General features: G+C 61.6%; 14 protein-coding genes. 9 read left to right on the top strand and 5 right to left on the bottom strand.

Annotated elements, in window-relative coordinates; translation table 11 throughout:
* Positions 1–16: 16 nt before the first annotated feature.
* Positions 17–1,573 carry an alkaline phosphatase gene (locus ACYF6X_RS20930; RefSeq protein ID WP_130017278.1) on the bottom strand — a complete coding sequence of 519 codons (1,557 nt, stop codon included), beginning with the start codon at positions 1,571–1,573 and terminating at the stop codon, positions 17–19.
* A 322-nt stretch (positions 1,574–1,895) separates the two neighbouring features.
* On the opposite strand from ACYF6X_RS20930, the gene ygiD reads away from it, so the two are divergent.
* Complete coding sequence (gene ygiD / locus ACYF6X_RS20925) at positions 1,896–2,678, top strand: 4,5-DOPA-extradiol-dioxygenase (protein WP_033654819.1); 783 nt, start codon at positions 1,896–1,898, stop codon at positions 2,676–2,678.
* Between the two features lie 47 nt (positions 2,679–2,725).
* On the opposite strand, the gene ACYF6X_RS20920 is transcribed toward ygiD, so the two are convergent.
* A complete protein-coding gene (locus ACYF6X_RS20920) occupies positions 2,726–3,886 on the bottom strand; it encodes a glutathionylspermidine synthase family protein (RefSeq protein WP_063988663.1) in 1,161 nt (386 codons plus the stop codon).
* Positions 3,887–3,889: 3 nt separating this feature from the next.
* Entirely contained in the window at positions 3,890–4,558 is a 669-nt protein-coding gene (locus ACYF6X_RS20915) for a DUF1190 family protein (RefSeq protein ID WP_063988664.1), read from the bottom strand.
* 353 nt (positions 4,559–4,911) lie between these two features.
* On the opposite strand from ACYF6X_RS20915, the gene ACYF6X_RS20910 reads away from it, so the two are divergent.
* The 4 genes from ACYF6X_RS20910 to dhaM are packed head-to-tail and all read left to right on the top strand — an operon-like array spanning position 4,912 to position 9,224.
* A complete protein-coding gene (locus ACYF6X_RS20910; protein ID WP_060424753.1) occupies positions 4,912–6,012 on the top strand; it encodes a glycerol dehydrogenase in 1,101 nt (366 codons plus the stop codon).
* 51 nt (positions 6,013–6,063) lie between these two features.
* Positions 6,064–7,134, top strand: a complete 1,071-nt coding sequence (dhaK, locus tag ACYF6X_RS20905) for a dihydroxyacetone kinase subunit DhaK (RefSeq protein ID WP_060422900.1) — start codon at positions 6,064–6,066, stop codon at positions 7,132–7,134.
* Between the two features lie 9 nt (positions 7,135–7,143).
* Positions 7,144–7,776 carry a dihydroxyacetone kinase subunit DhaL gene (gene dhaL / locus ACYF6X_RS20900; RefSeq protein ID WP_063988666.1) on the top strand — a complete coding sequence of 211 codons (633 nt, stop codon included), beginning with the start codon at positions 7,144–7,146 and terminating at the stop codon, positions 7,774–7,776.
* 17 nt (positions 7,777–7,793) lie between these two features.
* Complete coding sequence (gene dhaM / locus ACYF6X_RS20895) at positions 7,794–9,224, top strand: dihydroxyacetone kinase phosphoryl donor subunit DhaM (protein ID WP_063988667.1); 1,431 nt, start codon at positions 7,794–7,796, stop codon at positions 9,222–9,224.
* Here dhaM and dhaR read toward each other — a convergent pair.
* Both dhaR and hasF read right to left on the bottom strand, forming a co-directional pair.
* Positions 9,221–11,170, bottom strand: a complete 1,950-nt coding sequence (dhaR, locus tag ACYF6X_RS20890; RefSeq protein ID WP_130017279.1) for a dihydroxyacetone kinase operon transcriptional regulator DhaR — start codon at positions 11,168–11,170, stop codon at positions 9,221–9,223. The genes dhaM and dhaR overlap by 4 nt on opposite strands.
* 151 nt (positions 11,171–11,321) lie before the next feature.
* Positions 11,322–12,839: a multidrug efflux transporter outer membrane subunit HasF gene (hasF, locus tag ACYF6X_RS20885; RefSeq protein WP_033654823.1), complete on the bottom strand. Its 1,518-nt coding sequence runs from the start codon at positions 12,837–12,839 to the stop codon at positions 11,322–11,324.
* 347 nt (positions 12,840–13,186) lie between these two features.
* Here hasF and nudF point away from each other — a divergent pair, with 347 nt between their 5' ends.
* The 4 genes from nudF to yqiA are packed head-to-tail and all read left to right on the top strand — an operon-like array spanning position 13,187 to position 15,683.
* Positions 13,187–13,819 carry an ADP-ribose diphosphatase gene (gene nudF / locus ACYF6X_RS20880; RefSeq protein ID WP_004937242.1) on the top strand — a complete coding sequence of 211 codons (633 nt, stop codon included), beginning with the start codon at positions 13,187–13,189 and terminating at the stop codon, positions 13,817–13,819.
* Complete coding sequence (locus ACYF6X_RS20875; protein ID WP_004937244.1) at positions 13,819–14,244, top strand: DUF1249 family protein; 426 nt, start codon at positions 13,819–13,821, stop codon at positions 14,242–14,244. Before nudF ends, ACYF6X_RS20875 begins: the two co-directional genes overlap by 1 nt.
* A gap of 27 nt (positions 14,245–14,271) precedes the next feature.
* Positions 14,272–15,099, top strand: coding sequence for a 3',5'-cyclic-AMP phosphodiesterase (gene cpdA, locus ACYF6X_RS20870; RefSeq protein ID WP_033636061.1), 828 nt, complete (start codon positions 14,272–14,274; stop codon positions 15,097–15,099).
* A complete protein-coding gene (gene yqiA / locus ACYF6X_RS20865) occupies positions 15,099–15,683 on the top strand; it encodes an esterase YqiA (RefSeq protein WP_025304306.1) in 585 nt (194 codons plus the stop codon). Before cpdA ends, yqiA begins: the two co-directional genes overlap by 1 nt.
* Positions 15,684–15,697 lie beyond the last annotated feature (14 nt).

Here is a 15,697-nt window from a genome sequence, read left to right as displayed (position 1 = left end):
GCGGCTTTTTTTTTATCTACCGTTCTGACAGGCGTTCGCCGATGCGGCTGGCGTAATTCATCACGTGGAAGGTGTAGTTTTCCTCCACCGTGCCCTGGAACAGATGCGCCCAGGGGCCGATGGCGTAGATGCCGAGATCTTCCCCTCCGTGGGTCTCGCTTTTCAGCGGCACCAGCGCCGGCTGAATAAAGTCGGGCGCGGTGGCCTGTTCCATGGTCAATGCCGGGCGTTCGGTCAGCGGGATCGTGCCGCCGGGGCCATTGGCGAAGCCGACGGTGGTGTAAGGCTTGCCGTCGCTGCCCAGTCGCGGTTTGCCGTCGACGCCGACGGAAATGCCGAGGATAGGATTACCTCGCTTGGCATAGCCGGCGATGGTCAACGTGTGGCTGTGATCGCCGGTCACGATCACCAGGGTTTCGTCCAGATTGACCTTGTTGACGATGGTTTTCACCGCCTCGTTCAGCGCGACCGCGTCGCTCAGCGTGCGGTAGGCGTTACCGTTGTGGCTACCGTGATCGATGCGTCCCCCCTCCACCAACAGCAGGTAGCCTTCGGGATTCCTGGCCAGAATATCGATGGCCTTGCCGGTCATTTCCGCCAGCGAAGGCTCTCCCGCTGCGTCTTGCCGCCGATCGTGCTCGAAGTTCATGTGCGATGGCTCGAACAGGGCCAACAGGTGGTCGACTTTGGCCGGTTCGATTTTGGCGAACTGCGCCTGATTCCAGACATATTGCCCACGCTCGCCATAGCGTTGTAGCCAGGCCTGCGTCAGATCGCGGCCATCCTTTCTGGCGCCTTTTTTACCGGGGTATTCCGGATCACTCACGCTGTCGGGCAGGAAGTTGGCGCGCCCACCGCCCATCGCCACGTTGAGGCCGTTACCGTACTTCATTTCCACCAGCTGGCGCGCGATGTCGCGGCAGCCTGCGGCCAGGGCCGCTGCCGGCATTTTTGCGTCGGATTCCCAATCGCGGTTGGCGATATGGGCATAGGTGGCGCCCGGCGTGGCGTGGGTGATGGTCGCGGTCGTCACGGCACCGGTGGCCATGCCAAGCGTTGCGGCCATCTCCCACAGTGTGGTGACGGCCTTGGTTTGCTGGTCCTCGCAATTGTTGAGGGTCGCCGTATGGTTGAGGCCCATCAGATCGTTGATGGTTTTGACGCCGGTGGTCATCGCCACTGCGCTGGGCGCGGAGTCGGTGATTTGGGCGTCGGCGGAGTAGGTTTTGGCCGCCGCCAGATAGGGGAAGGCCTCCCAGGCCAGCACGTTGGATTCGCCGTCCACGCCGCGCTGCTGCCCTTCAAAAATGCGGGCGGCGGTCACGGTGGAAAATCCCATGCCGTCACCGACCACCAGAATGACGTTTTTGGCGCGGTTGGTGTTTGGCGTCTGTTTCAGTCGCTGTTGCAGCTGAGCTTGCGCCTGAAGGAAGTAAGGGTCTTCGCGCTGCGTCAGCTGCGCGTTGTCCGCCGCGCCGGCGGTTGCCGTCCAGCCGGCGAATGCGGTTGCCGTCCAGCCGGCGAATAAGGACATGGAAAGCGCCAGGCGGGTTGCCAGTGTGAGTCTGAACATGAATTCCTCCTTGGTGAGACGTAGTTCCCATTGCGCGGCGGGGCTGTCGGCACCCGTCGGCAGAGGAGGAGTGTATAGATTACGTTAACAAAAAATACATAAATTGTTCACAAATTGGATCTGTGTGGCAGTAATGCCATGACATTCATGCTTGTTATTAATCTATTGAAATATATAAATTTTTTATCTTTCTGTTTACCGGCGTATTCCTCCGTTTTTAATTCAAATTTATTGAATATCTTCATCACGGTTATCCGGCTGTGTTGGTGTGGCAAAGCGCGTAATGTAGCGGCATAGCACAATTTGAACTAAGGATCTCCCTATGAACACCTCTCGTATGCCTGCACTGTTTCTTGGCCACGGTAGCCCGATGAACGTGCTGGAAGACAACCGTTACACCCGGGCATGGCGTGCGTTGGGTGAGTCATTGCCGCGCCCGAAGGCGATCGTGGCGGTTTCCGCACATTGGTATACCCGCGGCACTGCGGTTACCGCGATGGAAAAACCCAAAACCATTCACGACTTCGGCGGGTTCCCGCAGGCGCTGTTCGATACCCGTTATCCGGCGCCGGGCTCTCCCGCGCTGGCTGCGCAGCTGCAGCAAATGCTGGCACCGGTGCCGGTGACGGCCGATCTCGGTGAGTGGGGGTTGGATCACGGCACCTGGGGCGTGTTGATCAAGATGTATCCCAATGCCGACATTCCGGTGGTGCAGCTCAGCGTCGACGGTACGCAGCCGGCGGCCTATCACTATGAGCTGGGTCGCAAACTCGCTGCGCTGCGTGATGAGGGCGTGATGATTGTCGCCAGCGGCAACGTGGTGCACAACCTGCGCATGGTGAAATGGCAGGGCGATACCAGCGCCTACCCGTGGGCGGAATCGTTCAATAACTTTGTCCGGGATAACCTGCGTTATCGGGGCGAAAACCATCCGCTGGTGGATTTCATGCGCCATGAGGGGGCGGCGCTGTCGAATCCGACGCCGGAACACTATCTGCCGTTGCTGTACGTGCTTGGCGGCTGGGATGGCAAAGAGGCCATCAGCGTGCCGATCGACGGTATCGAAATGGGAGCGCTGAGCATGCTGTCGGTGCAGGTGGGCTAAAGAAAAACGCCAGTCAGAGACTGGCGTTTTTGTCTTCGGCGGGGCGATCAGCCGAGGATGGTGTGCGGATAGAAGCGCGACAGATCCTGCGTGATCAGTTCGCGATCTTCGCGCAGGCCGATACCGCAAGGCTGATCGTTCACCAGCCAGCTGCCGATCAACGTGTAGCTGTCTTCAAACTTCGGCAGCGGGTGGAACTGCTGCACGATCATGCCTTCTTCACCATAAGGTCCGTCCACACGCGCCACTTCCTGACCGTTTTCGACGATCTGGATATTGGCGCCTTCGCGTGAGAACAGCGGCTTGGTGACGTAATGATCCATCGGCGGATGATCGTCTTGCGCGAAATAAGCCGGCAACAGATTCGGGTGGTTCGGGAACATTTCCCACAGCAGCGGCAGCAGCGCTTTGTTGGAGATGATGCTCTTCCAGGCCGGCTCCAGCCAGCGCACGCCGGCGTCTTCGAGCTTGGTGGAGAACATCTCGCGCAGCATGAATTCCCACGGGTAGAGCTTGAACAGGTTGCCAATCACCTGATCCTGCAGATCGGTAAACTGGCCTTTCTCGCCGAGACCAATCTCTTCCATGAACAGGAACTCGGTCGGCAGACCGGCTTCCTGCGCGCAGTCCTGCAGATATTGCACCGTGCCGCGATCTTCTTCGCTGTCCTGGCAGCAGGCCAGGTGCAACAGGCCGAAGCCGTGATGCGCTTTCAGCTCGGCGAAACGCTCGATCAGCTTTTCCTGCAGGCTGTTGTACTGATCCGACTCCGGATCCAGTTTGCCGGCGTTGATCTGGTCTTCCAGCCACAGCCACTGGAAGAAGGCCGCCTCATACAGCGAGGTTGGCGTATCGGCGTTGTTCTCCAGCAGCTTCGGCGGGTTGACGCCGTCGTAGGCCAAATCGAGACGCGAGTACAGCGACGGCTGGTTGGTGCGCCAGGAGCTGCGTACGAACTCCCAGGTGTGTTTCGGGATGCAGAACTTGGTCATCAGCTCGTCACTGCCGACCACTTTTTCCACCACCTGCAGGCACATCTGGTGCAGCTCGGCGGTGGCGTTTTCGATCTCTTCAATCTGCGCCAGCGTGAACTGGTAATAGGCGTCTTCACACCAGTACGGCTCGCCGTACATGGTGTGGAAACGGAAACCGAACTCGGTCGCTTTTTCACGCCAGTCCGGGCGCTCGGTAATAGCAATACGTTTCATGCATCAACCGCCCATGCTGCGAGAGCCGGAGTTTGAGGTGGCGCTGCTGCGCTGCATGCTGGTCTGCTTGGCCACGCTCTCGCCGAAGCCGCCGCGGGTCACGGTGTTGGTGACTGCAGGCTTCGGCGCCATGGCGGTTTTCGGCACCGTCATGGTGCGGCCGCCGGCGGTGGCCGGGCCGTAGCTCTTGCCGCTGGCGTCGACAAACTTGCCGTTCGCCGGGCTGGCGGCGTTCTTGGAGGTGAAGAGCGGCTGCTGCGCGAAGCCGGAACCGCCCATCAGGCGGCCCATCATGTAGCCCGCCATCAGCGGCATCCAGAAGCTGCCGCTGCTTTGCGATTCCGCCGCCATGCCGGCCTGCGCCGGAGCCGGCGCCTGGGTGCACTGCGCTTCGCCGAACTCGGCGACGCAGTCTTCGCGGGTAGCGTATTTCGGCGCGGTTTTCGCCGCTTCTTTCAGGGCGTTGTTGTAGGAGGTGGTGCACTGCTCGCTCATCGAAGGATTGGCGCGCGAACAGTCATCGGCATTCTGATACAGGGAGACCGTTTCATCGCTCTTCTCGCAGCCGGCCAGCATAAAGACAGCGCTGATCGCCAAAGCCACGGGCGCGACACGGTAGCTGCGCCAGGATTTGCGGAACGTCTCTTGGTTGATGTTTTTTGTCCGTTTCATCGTTATCAATCCCATCATGCGGGCTGTTTTCGCCCTTTCCCAGTAGTGGCGCTAAGGATAGGGGAAACATGGTCAAAATTAAAGCTGAAACGCCCGCAGAATCGACTCTTTACGCAGTTATACGTTGGGGTGTGCGCCAGTTCGCTTTCGCGGCGAAAAAACGCGCATTGGCGTTTCATCATGAAACGTTGTCGCTATGCTGATGTTCCATAATGGAACAAAAATCGCGAGGCTCGCCAGGCGGGCGGCGGGCGCTCATAGTCGAAGCACAACAACAAGCCGGCGGCGAAGTCGGCGCGTCATCACCTGATATCTGAACGTTACCATCGCCAACTCCCTACAAGGATCCGGTTATGTTGAGAATCATCCAGTCACCAGGCAAATATATTCAGGGCGCCAATGCGCTGGCCGCCGTCGGCGAATATGCCAAATCCCTCGCCGATCACTACCTGGTGATCGCAGACGACTTCGTGATGCAGCTGGCGGGCGACACCTTGATGGGCAGCCTGCAGCAGCACGGCGTGAAACATCACGCGGCCCGCTTCAACGGCGAGTGCTGCCGCAAAGAGATAGACCGGCTCGGGCATGAGCTGCAGGCTCACGGTTGCCGCGGCGTGATCGGCGTCGGCGGCGGCAAGACGCTCGACACCGCCAAGGCCGTGGCGCACTACCAACAGCTGCCGGTGGTGCTTATTCCCACCATCGCCTCCACCGATGCGCCGACCAGCGCGCTGTCGGTCCTCTACACTGAACAGGGCGAATTCGCCGAATACCTGATTTACCCGCGCAACCCGGACATGGTGGTGATGGACAGCGCCATCATCGCCAAAGCGCCGGTGCGCCTGCTGGTGGCCGGCATGGGCGACGCGCTCTCCACCTATTTCGAAGCCCAGGCCTGTTTCGACGCCCAGGCCACCAGCATGGCCGGCGGCAAATCGACGCTGGCGGCGCTCAGCCTGGCGCGGCTGTGTTATGACACGCTGCTGGCGGAAGGGGTGAAAGCCAAACTGGCGGTCGAGGCCGGCGTGGTGACGGAAGCGGTGGAGCGCATCATTGAGGCCAATACCTATCTGAGCGGCATCGGCTTCGAGAGCAGCGGTCTGGCGGCGGCGCATGCCATTCACAACGGTTTTACCGTGCTCGAAGAGTGCCACCACCTGTATCACGGCGAGAAAGTGGCGTTCGGCACCCTGGCACAGCTGGTGCTGCAGAACAGCCCGATGGCGCAGATTGAAACCGTGCTGGCGTTTTGCCATGGCATCGGCCTGCCGATCACGCTGGCGCAGATGGGCGTCACCGGTGATGCGACGGCGAAGATCATGGCGGTGGCCGAGGCCAGCTGCGCCGCCGGCGAAACCATTCACAACATGCCGTTCAAGGTCACCCCAGCGGGCGTGCAGGCGGCGATCCTGACGGCGGATAGGCTGGGCGCCGCCTGGCTGCAGCGTCATTGATACCCTTGGGGCGCGGTGCGCCGCGCCCTTGTTCTTACAGAGGAAACCATCGTGAAAAAACTGATTAATCAGGTCGAGTCGGTGTTGGAAGAGCAGTTGCAGGGGCTGGCGGAGGCCCATCCCGAGCTGCTGGTGCACGCGGATCCTGTGTTCGTGACCCGCGCCGATGCGCCGGTGGCGGGCAAGGTGGCGATCCTGTCCGGCGGCGGCAGCGGCCATGAGCCGATGCACTGCGGTTTCGTCGGCGAAGGGATGCTCGATGGCGCCTGTCCGGGCGAGATTTTCACCTCGCCGACGCCGGATAAAATGTACGAGTGCGGCCAGGCGATCGACGGCGGCGCCGGGGTGCTGATGCTGATCAAGAACTACACCGGCGACGTGCTCAACTTCGAAACCGCCACCGAGCTGCTGCACGACAGCGGCGTCGCGGTGGCGACGGTGCTGGTGGATGACGACGTGGCGGTCAAAGACAGCCTGTTTACCGCCGGGCGGCGCGGGGTGGCCAACACCGTGCTGATGGAGAAGCTGCTGGGCGCCGCTGCTGCGCGCGGCGACGATCTGGACAGCGTGGTGACGTTAGGGCATCGCATCAACAACCACGGGCACTCAATCGGCATCGCGCTGGGGGCTTGCACCGTACCGGCCGCCGGCAAGCCGTCGTTCACCCTGGCGGAAAACGAAATGGAGTTCGGCGTCGGCATTCACGGCGAGCCGGGCATTGCGCGCCGCCCGTTCACCACGCTCAACGCGGCGGTGGACGATATGTTCCATACGCTGATCGACCACGGCCACTATCAGCGCACGATCCGCGTCTGGGATCGTCAGCAGGGCGAGTGGCGCGACGAGATGCAGACCAAACAGCCGCTGACGCGCGGCGATCGTGCGATCGCGCTGGTCAACAACCTGGGCGCTACGCCACTGTCGGAGCTATACGGCGTGTACCATCGGCTGGCGGAGCGCTGCGCCGAAGCGGGCATCATCATTGAACGCAACCTGGTGGGGTCTTATTGCACCTCGCTCGATATGCAGGGCGTGTCTATCACGCTGTTGAACGTGGACGACGAGCTGTTGTCCTTGTGGGATGCGCCGGTGAAAACACCTGCGCTGCGTTGGGGTTGCTGAGGAGGAATCATGGCGTTGACCAAACAACAGGTTGTCGATTGGCTGATGCGTTGCGGCGAGGTGTTCAGCCGGGAGCGCGATTTTCTGACCCGGCTGGACACCGAGATCGGTGATGCCGACCACGGTTTGAACATGAATCGCGGTTTCAACAAGGTGGTGGAAAAGCTGCCGTCGGTGGCGGACAAGGATATCGGCTTTATCCTGAAAAACACCGGCATGACGCTGCTGTCGAGCGTGGGCGGCGCCAGCGGCCCGCTGTTCGGCACCTTCTTCATCCGCGCGGCACAGGCGGCGAACGCCAAGCAAAGCCTGGATCTGCCGGAGCTGCATCAGATGATGCAAGAGGGGGTGGAAGGCGTGGTGATGCGCGGTAAGGCGGAGCCGGGCGATAAAACCATGTGCGACGTCTGGTGGCCGGTGGTGGAAAGCCTCGGCCAGTCCGCGCAGCAGAACCTGAGCGTGGCGGAAGCGCTGCAGCGCGCCGCCGACAGCGCCGAGCGGGCGGTGGAGAGCACCATTACCATGCAGGCGCGCAAGGGGCGGGCCAGTTATCTGGGCGAGCGCAGCATCGGCCACCAGGATCCCGGCGCCACTTCGGTGATGCTGATGATGAAAACGCTGGCTGAGGTCGCCGGTAGTTAGCCGTAGCAGGAGGCGAGATGATTAATATCGTGGTGGTTTCGCACAGCGCGTTGCTGGCGCGCGGCGTTGAGCAGTTGGCGCGGCAGATGATGCGCGGCGATGGCTGCAAGCTGGCGCTGGCGGCGGGCGTAGATGACGAGGAACACCCGATCGGCACCGACGCGGTCAAAGTGATGGAGGCGATCGAAGCGGTCGCCGACGGTGACGGCGTTCTGGTGCTGATGGATTTGGGCAGCGCGCTGCTCAGTGCCGAAACCGCGCTCGATCTGCTGGACCCGGACGTGGCTGTCAAAGTGCGGCTGTGTGCGGCGCCGCTGGTCGAAGGCACGCTGGCGGCGGTGGTGGCCGCCAACTCCGGTGCCTCGCTGGAGCAGGTGGTGGCGGAGGCGCAGGGCGCGCTGCAGGCCAAACAGGCGCAGCTGGGCGAAGGCTCGCCGGCCGCGAAAAGCGCGGCTTTGCCGCTGGCGCAGGGCAAAAGCGCAACCTGGACGGTGCAGAACCCGCACGGGCTGCACGCGCGCCCGGCGGCGCGGCTGGTCGAGACGCTGGCGCCGTTCAAGGCCGAGCTGGTGCTGGAAAAGCAGGGGCAGTGCGTCGATCCACGCAGCCTCAATCAGCTGGCGCTGCTGCAGGTGCGCCACGGCGATACTATTCGCCTGATCGCCGACGGCGCGCAGGCGGACGAGGCGCTGGCGGCGTTCAACGCGCTGGCGAAGCAACATTTCGGCGAGACGGTCTCCGAGAGGCAGCAGCCTTCGCTGCACGGTATCCCGGTGGCGGAAAGCGTCACCAGCGGGCCGGTGTTTCAGGCCCACAGCTTCTGGCCGCCAACCGCCGATCGACGGATTGGCGCGGACGAGGTGTTGGGCGAACAGCAACGCCTGCGTGAGGCTCTACAGCACACGCTGAGCGATCTGAACCGGCTGGCGGAACGCACCGGCACGCTGATCGGCAAGCCGCAGGCGGCGATCTTCGGCGCCCACAGCATGCTGCTGGACGATCCGGATCTGCAGCAGGCGGCGTACACCCGCATCGCGCAGCAGTTGTGCAGCGCCGAACAGGCCTGGCGGCAGGTGCTGGAGGCGATCGCCGAAGAGTACCGCGAGCTGGATGACGACTACATGCGGGCGCGTGAACTGGACGTGCGCGACATGCTGCGCCGCACGCTGTGCCATCTACAGGGGCTGCCGCTGCCGGCCATCGCGCTGGCAGAGCCGTCGATACTGGTGATGGACGAGCTGATGCCTTCGGAGGTGGTGATGCTCGACAGGCGGCTGGTGCTCGGCATCTGCCTGAGCGGTGGCAATGCCCTGTCGCACAGCGCCATTCTGGCGAAGGCGATGGGCATTCCGATGGTGGTCGGTATGCAGGATTGCCTGAGCAAAACCCGCAGCGGGCAGAAGGCGATGCTGGACGCCGCGCGCGGGGTGTTGCAGCTCAGCCACTAGGCGCGCAGCTTGAACTGGCGAATGTCGATCCCGTGCTGTTTGATCTTCCGCCACAGCGTGGTGCGGCCGATGCCCAGCAGCTGCGCCATCTCCGTCAACTGACCACGGCTGACGGTCGCCGCGCGGAGGATCGCCTGGCGCTCCATGTCCGTCAGCGTCAACAGCGGCGCGCCGGGCTGCGGATCGCTCTCCAGCAGCGACGGCTGGCCGAGCAGGTGTGCCGGCAAATCTGCTAACTGGATGTGGTGGCCGTGGCAAATCATCGCCGCGCGCTCCACCACCCCTTTCAGTTCCAAATCGTTGCCCGGCCACAGGTAGAGCGCCAGTTGGGACATCACTTCGTCATCCACCCGAAAGCGACACTGAAAGTGTTGCTCCAGCGCGCGCAGATGGTGTTTGACCAGCAGCGGAATATCGCTCAGCCGCTGGCGCAGCGGCGGGATCTGGATCTCGAAGGCTTGCAGGCTGTAAAACAGCTGGCGGCGGAAGCGGTTTTGTTGCACCAGCAGCGGCAGATCGGCGGCGCTGCCGGCGATCACCCGCACATCGACCGGGATCACTCGGCTGGAATTGAGGCGGATCACCACGCCGGTTTTCAGCACCTGCAGCAACGCCGACTGCATCTCCGCCGGCAGGTATTCGATCTGTTCGAGATACAACGTGCCGCCGTTGGCCAATTCGAATTTGCTGAGCTGGCCCGCCTCTTCTTCGCTGGCATCGCTGCCCAGCAGTTCACGCAGCCCCTGCGCCTGCGGCAGCAGTTGGCAGTTGAGGGCGATATACGGCCCGGCGGCACGTTCGCCGGCGTTGTGGATAGCCTGGCTGAGCCGCTCTTTGCCAACCCCTTCCTCCCCGCGCAGCAGGATCGGATGCTGGCCCTTGGCCGCCTGCTGCCCGTAACGGATCAGTCGCCGCATTTCCAGCGAGGCGGAGGGCATCTGTTCGAAGCTGTGGCTGACGCGCCCCAACTGGCTGCTGACATATTGGCGCAGCCGCTCGAGTGGGTGCAGCAGGGCGATGAAACTGCAGCGATCGCCGTCGAAAATCGGCTTGAGCGTCAGCAAGGCGGCAATAAACTGCCGCTGGCTTTCGAAGGTGACTTCGACGTGTTGCAGCGGCTGCCGGTCGGCGATGGCGCGCTTGAGCAGGGCGGGCAGCGTCAGCAGCTGCGCCAGCGGTTTGCCCTGGCTCTGCTGCTCGTCCAGCTTCAACAGGGCGGCGGCGCGCTGGTTGATATATTGCAGGTAGCCACGGTGATCCCAGGCCATGACGCCGTCGTCTACGCCGTCCAGCAGGCCGTAAAGCTGGTTAAGATGGCGGTTGGATTCCGCCAGCAGGCCGTCGGCGTTCAGCGAATTGCCGATTTCGCGAGCGATGGCCAGCGTCAGCGACAGATCGCCGGCGGCGCAGTCGGCCAGCAGGCAGCCCAGCGCGATCGAGCCGCGTTGGCGGCCGCTGTTGTCGTAGACCGGCGTCGCGCAGAATGACCAGCCGTGCAGCGCCCGGCGCACGTGCTCCTCGCCGCTCACCCGCACCGGGTGGCCTTCTGCCGCCGCCAGCGCCGGGGCGTTGGTGCCGATCTGCCCCTCGGCCCAGTAAGCGCCGGGGGCGAACCCCAATGGCTGCAAAAGCTCCCAGGTTTGGGTGTCGCCGCAGCGCCACAGCATGCAGCCGCTCTCGTCGAGGATCATCAACAGGCAACGACGCGGCTCCATGTATTCGCAGGCGTCCTCCAGCGCCGCCTGGCCGAGCGTCAGCAGGTCGTTCTTGCGGCGGCAAATCGATTCGAAGGTGGCGCCCTGGGCGCGGTGCGGTGCTTGCCAGACGTCGGGCTGCATCAGGCTGCGGCAGCGCAGCCAGGAGGCGTAAACCGCCTGTGTCGGGCGCAGTGGCGGCGGCAGTTCGCCGTCGTTAATCAAGCGCTGCCAGCGTGAATCGTTGTCCATCGAACCTCACCAGACTGCGAAAATGAGAGTGACGATGATACCACCTGGCACAGCGGCGGCTGTGAGGCGGCGGGCAGAAGCGGGGGAAATCGGGGCAAAAAAAAACGGGGTGCGGCGCAGGCCGGACCCCGTATTTATCAACGCGTGCGCATCAGTTGCGGAATGGGTTGCCGCTGTTGCGAGCCGGTTGGCTGGTGGTGACGGCCGGCGCGGATGCGCGAGTGGCCGCCGGTACCGGCGCTGCGGTTTGCTGCATTGGCGCATTGTCCTGATAACCGTCCGCATAGGCGTCCTGCGCACGGTTCTGCGGCGCCACGGCGTCAGGTGCGGTCGACACCGGTTTACCCAACGCGCCATTCAACAGCAGCAGATCGTTCTGGTTCAGCGTGCCGAGCGCCGACTTGATGTTCAGCTGGTTGATCAGATAGGTGTAACGCGCGTCGGACAGCTGACGTTTGGCGTTATACAGGGTGGTGGTGGCGTCCAGCACATCGACGATGGTGCGGGTACCAACCTGATAACCGGCTTCCATCGCATCCAGAGAGCTCTGCGCGGAAATCACCGCCTGTTTGTAGGCGTTGATGCTGCTGATCGAGGCATTGACGTTGTTGAACGACGAACGCACGGTCTGCACCACGCTGCGGTGTGAGCTTTCCAACTGCTCGCTGGCGCCGACGAAGCCATACTGCGCTTGTTTCACCTGGGAATTGGTCGCGCCGCCGCTGTACAGCGGCAGGTTGAAGCTGATGCCGACCTTATTTTGGCCCGCATCGGAGTCGCTGTAGCGCGCGGCATTCGCGCCGCCGGTGTTGGATCCGTTGTATTTGGTATTGCTGATGCCGGTTGACGCGCTGACGTCAATCGTCGGCATATAGCCGGTTTGGGCTGCGCGGATTTGCTCGCGCGCCAGATCCTGACTCAGACGGGCGGACAGCAGGCTCAGGTTGCGCGCTTCCGCTTCTTTCAGCAGATTGTTCACCGCTTCCGGGCGCTGGGTACTGAAGCGATCGGTATTCAGAGAGGCCAGCTCCGGGTAGAAGGCCCCGGTCACCTGGCGCAGCGTTTCCAGCGCATTATCCAGATCGTTGCGGGCGGAGACTTCCGCCGCCAGCACGGTGTCATAGTTCGAGCGGGCGTTCTGCACGTCAGTGATCGCCACCAGGCCCACGTTGAAGCGCTGGGTGGTTTGATCCAGCGTGCGGTATACCGCATCTTTCTGCGCCTGGGTATAGGACAGCGTGTCGATCGCTTTCAGCACGTTGAAGTAGGCGGTGGCGGTGTTGAGAATCAGCGACTGCTCGGCGGTTTGGAAGGTGACGTCGGAGATGCCGGCGGTCTTTTCCTGCAGCGTCAGCTGGCGCCATTTCGACATGTCGAAAATAGTTTGCGTCAGCGCCAACGAACCGCTGGTCACGTTGCTGTTAACGCCATTGCTGTCACGATAACCGTTGGTGTAATCGTAACCTGCGGTTAAACCGAGCTGCGGCAACAGCGGGCTGCGCGCTTCATTGATCTTTTCGAATGCGGCATCGCGGTCAGCTGCACTTTTGCGCAGATCCGGGTTACTTTCCCTGGCCTGTTTGTAGACCTGCAGCAGGTTCTCTGCCTGGCTCATTGCACTGAAGCCGCCCAGGCTCAGTCCGATAAGAAGGGGGAGCAGTTTCTTCATTTGCATTCCTTGTTGTGCAGCAATATTGCTATGTTAGCGCTGACGATAGACGAAATAGTTGCCGATTCTAGCAGAGTCTGCGGTACGCATCAGGTGGCTGAATGTGCCATCTCACGTAAGTTTTACCTTTCAGGCCGCCCATTTACCTTGGCGTACTGCCCGGGCCGACTGCAGCTGATATTATGGCTGACAATCCGGATTGTTTCCCGCTATTACCTGCGAGCGCACAAACGTGCCGCATCCGGCGGCGAAAAACAGCCTAACATAAAGCCGCGGCGGAGAGTCCCGCTGTTTCTGTCATCAAAACCGTTTATTTTATCGGCATACTCAAGCAGGAGAATTCGCGCATGAACCGTTCGCAGCCATCGCCCGTTACTTTCGATAAAAAAGATGTAGAAATTATTGCACGCGAGACGCTGTACCGTGGTTTTTTTTCACTCAATTTATACCGGTTTCGCCATCGGTTGTTCAATGGCGAAATGAGCCCTGAAATCACGCGTGAAATTTTCGAACGCGGCCATGCGGCGGTGCTGCTGCCCTACGATCCGGTGCGCGACGAGGTTGTGCTGATTGAACAACTGCGCATCGCCGCGGTCGATACCAGTAATTCGCCCTGGCTGCTCGAAATGGTGGCGGGTATGATCGAAACCGGCGAAAGCGTCGAGGACGTGTGCCGCCGCGAAGCGCAGGAAGAGGCCGGCGTGGTGGTCGGGCGCTGCAAACCGGTGCTGAGCTACCTGGCCAGCCCCGGCGGCACCAGCGAACGTTTGTCGATCATGGTCGGCGAAGTGGACGCCGGCACCGCCGAGGGCATTCACGGCCTGGCGGAAGAACATGAAGATATCCGCGTCCACGTGGTCAGCCGCGAGCAGGCTTACCGCTGGGTGGAGGAGGGCGCGATCGATAACGCCGCATCAGTGATTGCATTGCAATGGCTGGCGTTGCACCATGAATCGTTGAGAAAAGAGTGGGCCAACTAATGAAACAGCGCTATACCCCTGATTTCCCCGAAATGATGAGATTGTGCGAAACCAACTTCGCGCAATTGCGCCGCTTGCTGCCGCGCAACGACGAAGCGGGCGAAACGGTGACTTATCAGGTGAACGGCGCCGGCTATCGTCTGACCATCGTTGAGTCCACGCGTTACACGTCGCTGGTGGAGATCGAGCAGATCTTTCCGGCGGTCAGCTACTGGAGCCTGCCCGCGATGACGGTGCGGTTGTACCATGACGCCATGGTTGCGGAAGTGTGTTCCAGTCAGCAGATCTACCGCTTTAAAGCGCGTTATGATTATCCTAATAAAAAGTTGCATCAACGCGACGAAAAGCATCAAATTAACCAGTTTCTTGCTGATTGGCTGCGCTACTGTTTGGCGCATGGAGCGATGGCGGTTCCGGTTTGTTAGACAGACTGAAATAACAAAGGACACCATTTGGAAAGCCTGTTTAAACTGCCCGTGGCGAGTGGGGCTGCGGTCAGGATTCTACAAATAACAGATACCCACCTTTTTGCCGGCGAACACGAGACGCTGCTCGGCATCAATACCTATCGCAGCTATCACGCGGTGCTGGACGCCATCCAGGCGCAGCGCCGCGACGTCGATTTGATCGTCGCCACGGGAGATTTGGCGCAGGATCATTCGCAAGAGGCGTACCGCCACTTCGCCGCCGGCATCGCGCAACTGCCGGCACCCTGCGTGTGGCTGCCGGGCAACCATGATTTTCAACCGGCGATGGTCGACGCGTTGGCCGCCGCCGGCATTGCGCCTTCCAAACAGGTGCTGCTGGGCGACAGCTGGCAGGTGCTGATGTTGGACAGCCAGGTGTTCGGCGTACCGCACGGCGAATTGAGCGAATACCAGCTCGAGTGGATGGAGCGCTGCCTGCAGGCTCACCCCGAGCGCTATACGCTGTTGCTGCTGCACCATCATCCGCTGCCGTCCGGTTGCACCTGGCTCGATCAGCACAGCCTGCGCAACCCGCATATGCTGGGCGCGATCCTGCTGCGTTATCCGAAAGTGAATACCGTGGTGTGCGGGCACATTCACCAGGATCTGGATCTGGAATGGCAGGGCCGGCGCCTGTTGGCGACGCCGTCCACCTGCGTGCAATTCAAGCCGCACTGCACGAACTTCACCATCGACGACGTCTCCCCCGGCTGGCGCTACCTCGATCTGCTGCCGGACGGCCGCGTCGAGACGCAGGTGTTCCGCCTGGAAAACGACGATTTCCGCCCCGATATGGACTCGGATGGATACTGATGCCTTCGACACTGCTCTACCTGCACGGTTTCAATAGTTCGCCGCAGTCGGCCAAGGCGGTGGCCTTCAAGGCCTGGCTGGCCGAGCACCATCCCGACATCGAGATGCTGGTGCCGCAGCTGCCGGCCTTTCCGGCGGAGGCCGCCGAGATGCTGGAAAATATGGTGTTGGAGCGCGCCGGCCAAACGCTCGGGCTGGTCGGCTCATCGCTGGGCGGCTATTACGCCACCTGGTTGTCGCAGTGTTTTTCCCTGCCGGCGGTGGTGGTCAACCCGGCGGTCAAGCCGTTTGAGTTGCTGGTGGACTATCTCGGCGCCAACGAGAACCCCTACACCGGCCAGCAATATGTGTTAGAGTCTCGGCACGTTTACGATCTGAAAGTGATGCAGATCGATCCCTTGGAGTCGCCGGATTTAATCTGGCTGCTGCAGCAAACGGGCGATGAAATTCTCGATTACGGCCAGGCAGTGGCGTATTACACCGCGTGTCGGCAAACGGTGGAGTCGGGTGGAAACCACGCCTTCGTCGGTTTCGAGCACTACTTCCCCCAGATTGTGGATTTTTTAGGGCTAAACGCGGTCTGACGGACCGTTCCGGC

The organism is Serratia sp. ID 25-353 (genome assembly GCF_054792795.1).
The sequence above is the reverse complement of the archived record's forward strand: the minus strand, read 5'-3'. Positions and strand labels throughout refer to the sequence as shown.

Coding starts and splice junctions, on each gene's coding strand:
- ACYF6X_RS20930 (WP_130017278.1), bottom strand. CDS start 1,573: ATGTTCAGACTCACACTGGCAACCCGCCTGGCGCTTTCCATGTCCTTA.
- ygiD (WP_033654819.1), top strand. CDS start 1,896: ATGAACACCTCTCGTATGCCTGCACTGTTTCTTGGCCACGGTAGCCCG.
- ACYF6X_RS20920 (WP_063988663.1), bottom strand. CDS start 3,886: ATGAAACGTATTGCTATTACCGAGCGCCCGGACTGGCGTGAAAAAGCG.
- ACYF6X_RS20915 (WP_063988664.1), bottom strand. CDS start 4,558: ATGAAACGGACAAAAAACATCAACCAAGAGACGTTCCGCAAATCCTGG.
- ACYF6X_RS20910 (WP_060424753.1), top strand. CDS start 4,912: ATGTTGAGAATCATCCAGTCACCAGGCAAATATATTCAGGGCGCCAAT.
- dhaL (WP_063988666.1), top strand. CDS start 7,144: ATGGCGTTGACCAAACAACAGGTTGTCGATTGGCTGATGCGTTGCGGC.
- dhaM (WP_063988667.1), top strand. CDS start 7,794: ATGATTAATATCGTGGTGGTTTCGCACAGCGCGTTGCTGGCGCGCGGC.
- dhaR (WP_130017279.1), bottom strand. CDS start 11,170: ATGGACAACGATTCACGCTGGCAGCGCTTGATTAACGACGGCGAACTG.
- hasF (WP_033654823.1), bottom strand. CDS start 12,839: ATGAAGAAACTGCTCCCCCTTCTTATCGGACTGAGCCTGGGCGGCTTC.
- nudF (WP_004937242.1), top strand. CDS start 13,187: ATGAACCGTTCGCAGCCATCGCCCGTTACTTTCGATAAAAAAGATGTA.
- ACYF6X_RS20875 (WP_004937244.1), top strand. CDS start 13,819: ATGAAACAGCGCTATACCCCTGATTTCCCCGAAATGATGAGATTGTGC.
- yqiA (WP_025304306.1), top strand. CDS start 15,099: ATGCCTTCGACACTGCTCTACCTGCACGGTTTCAATAGTTCGCCGCAG.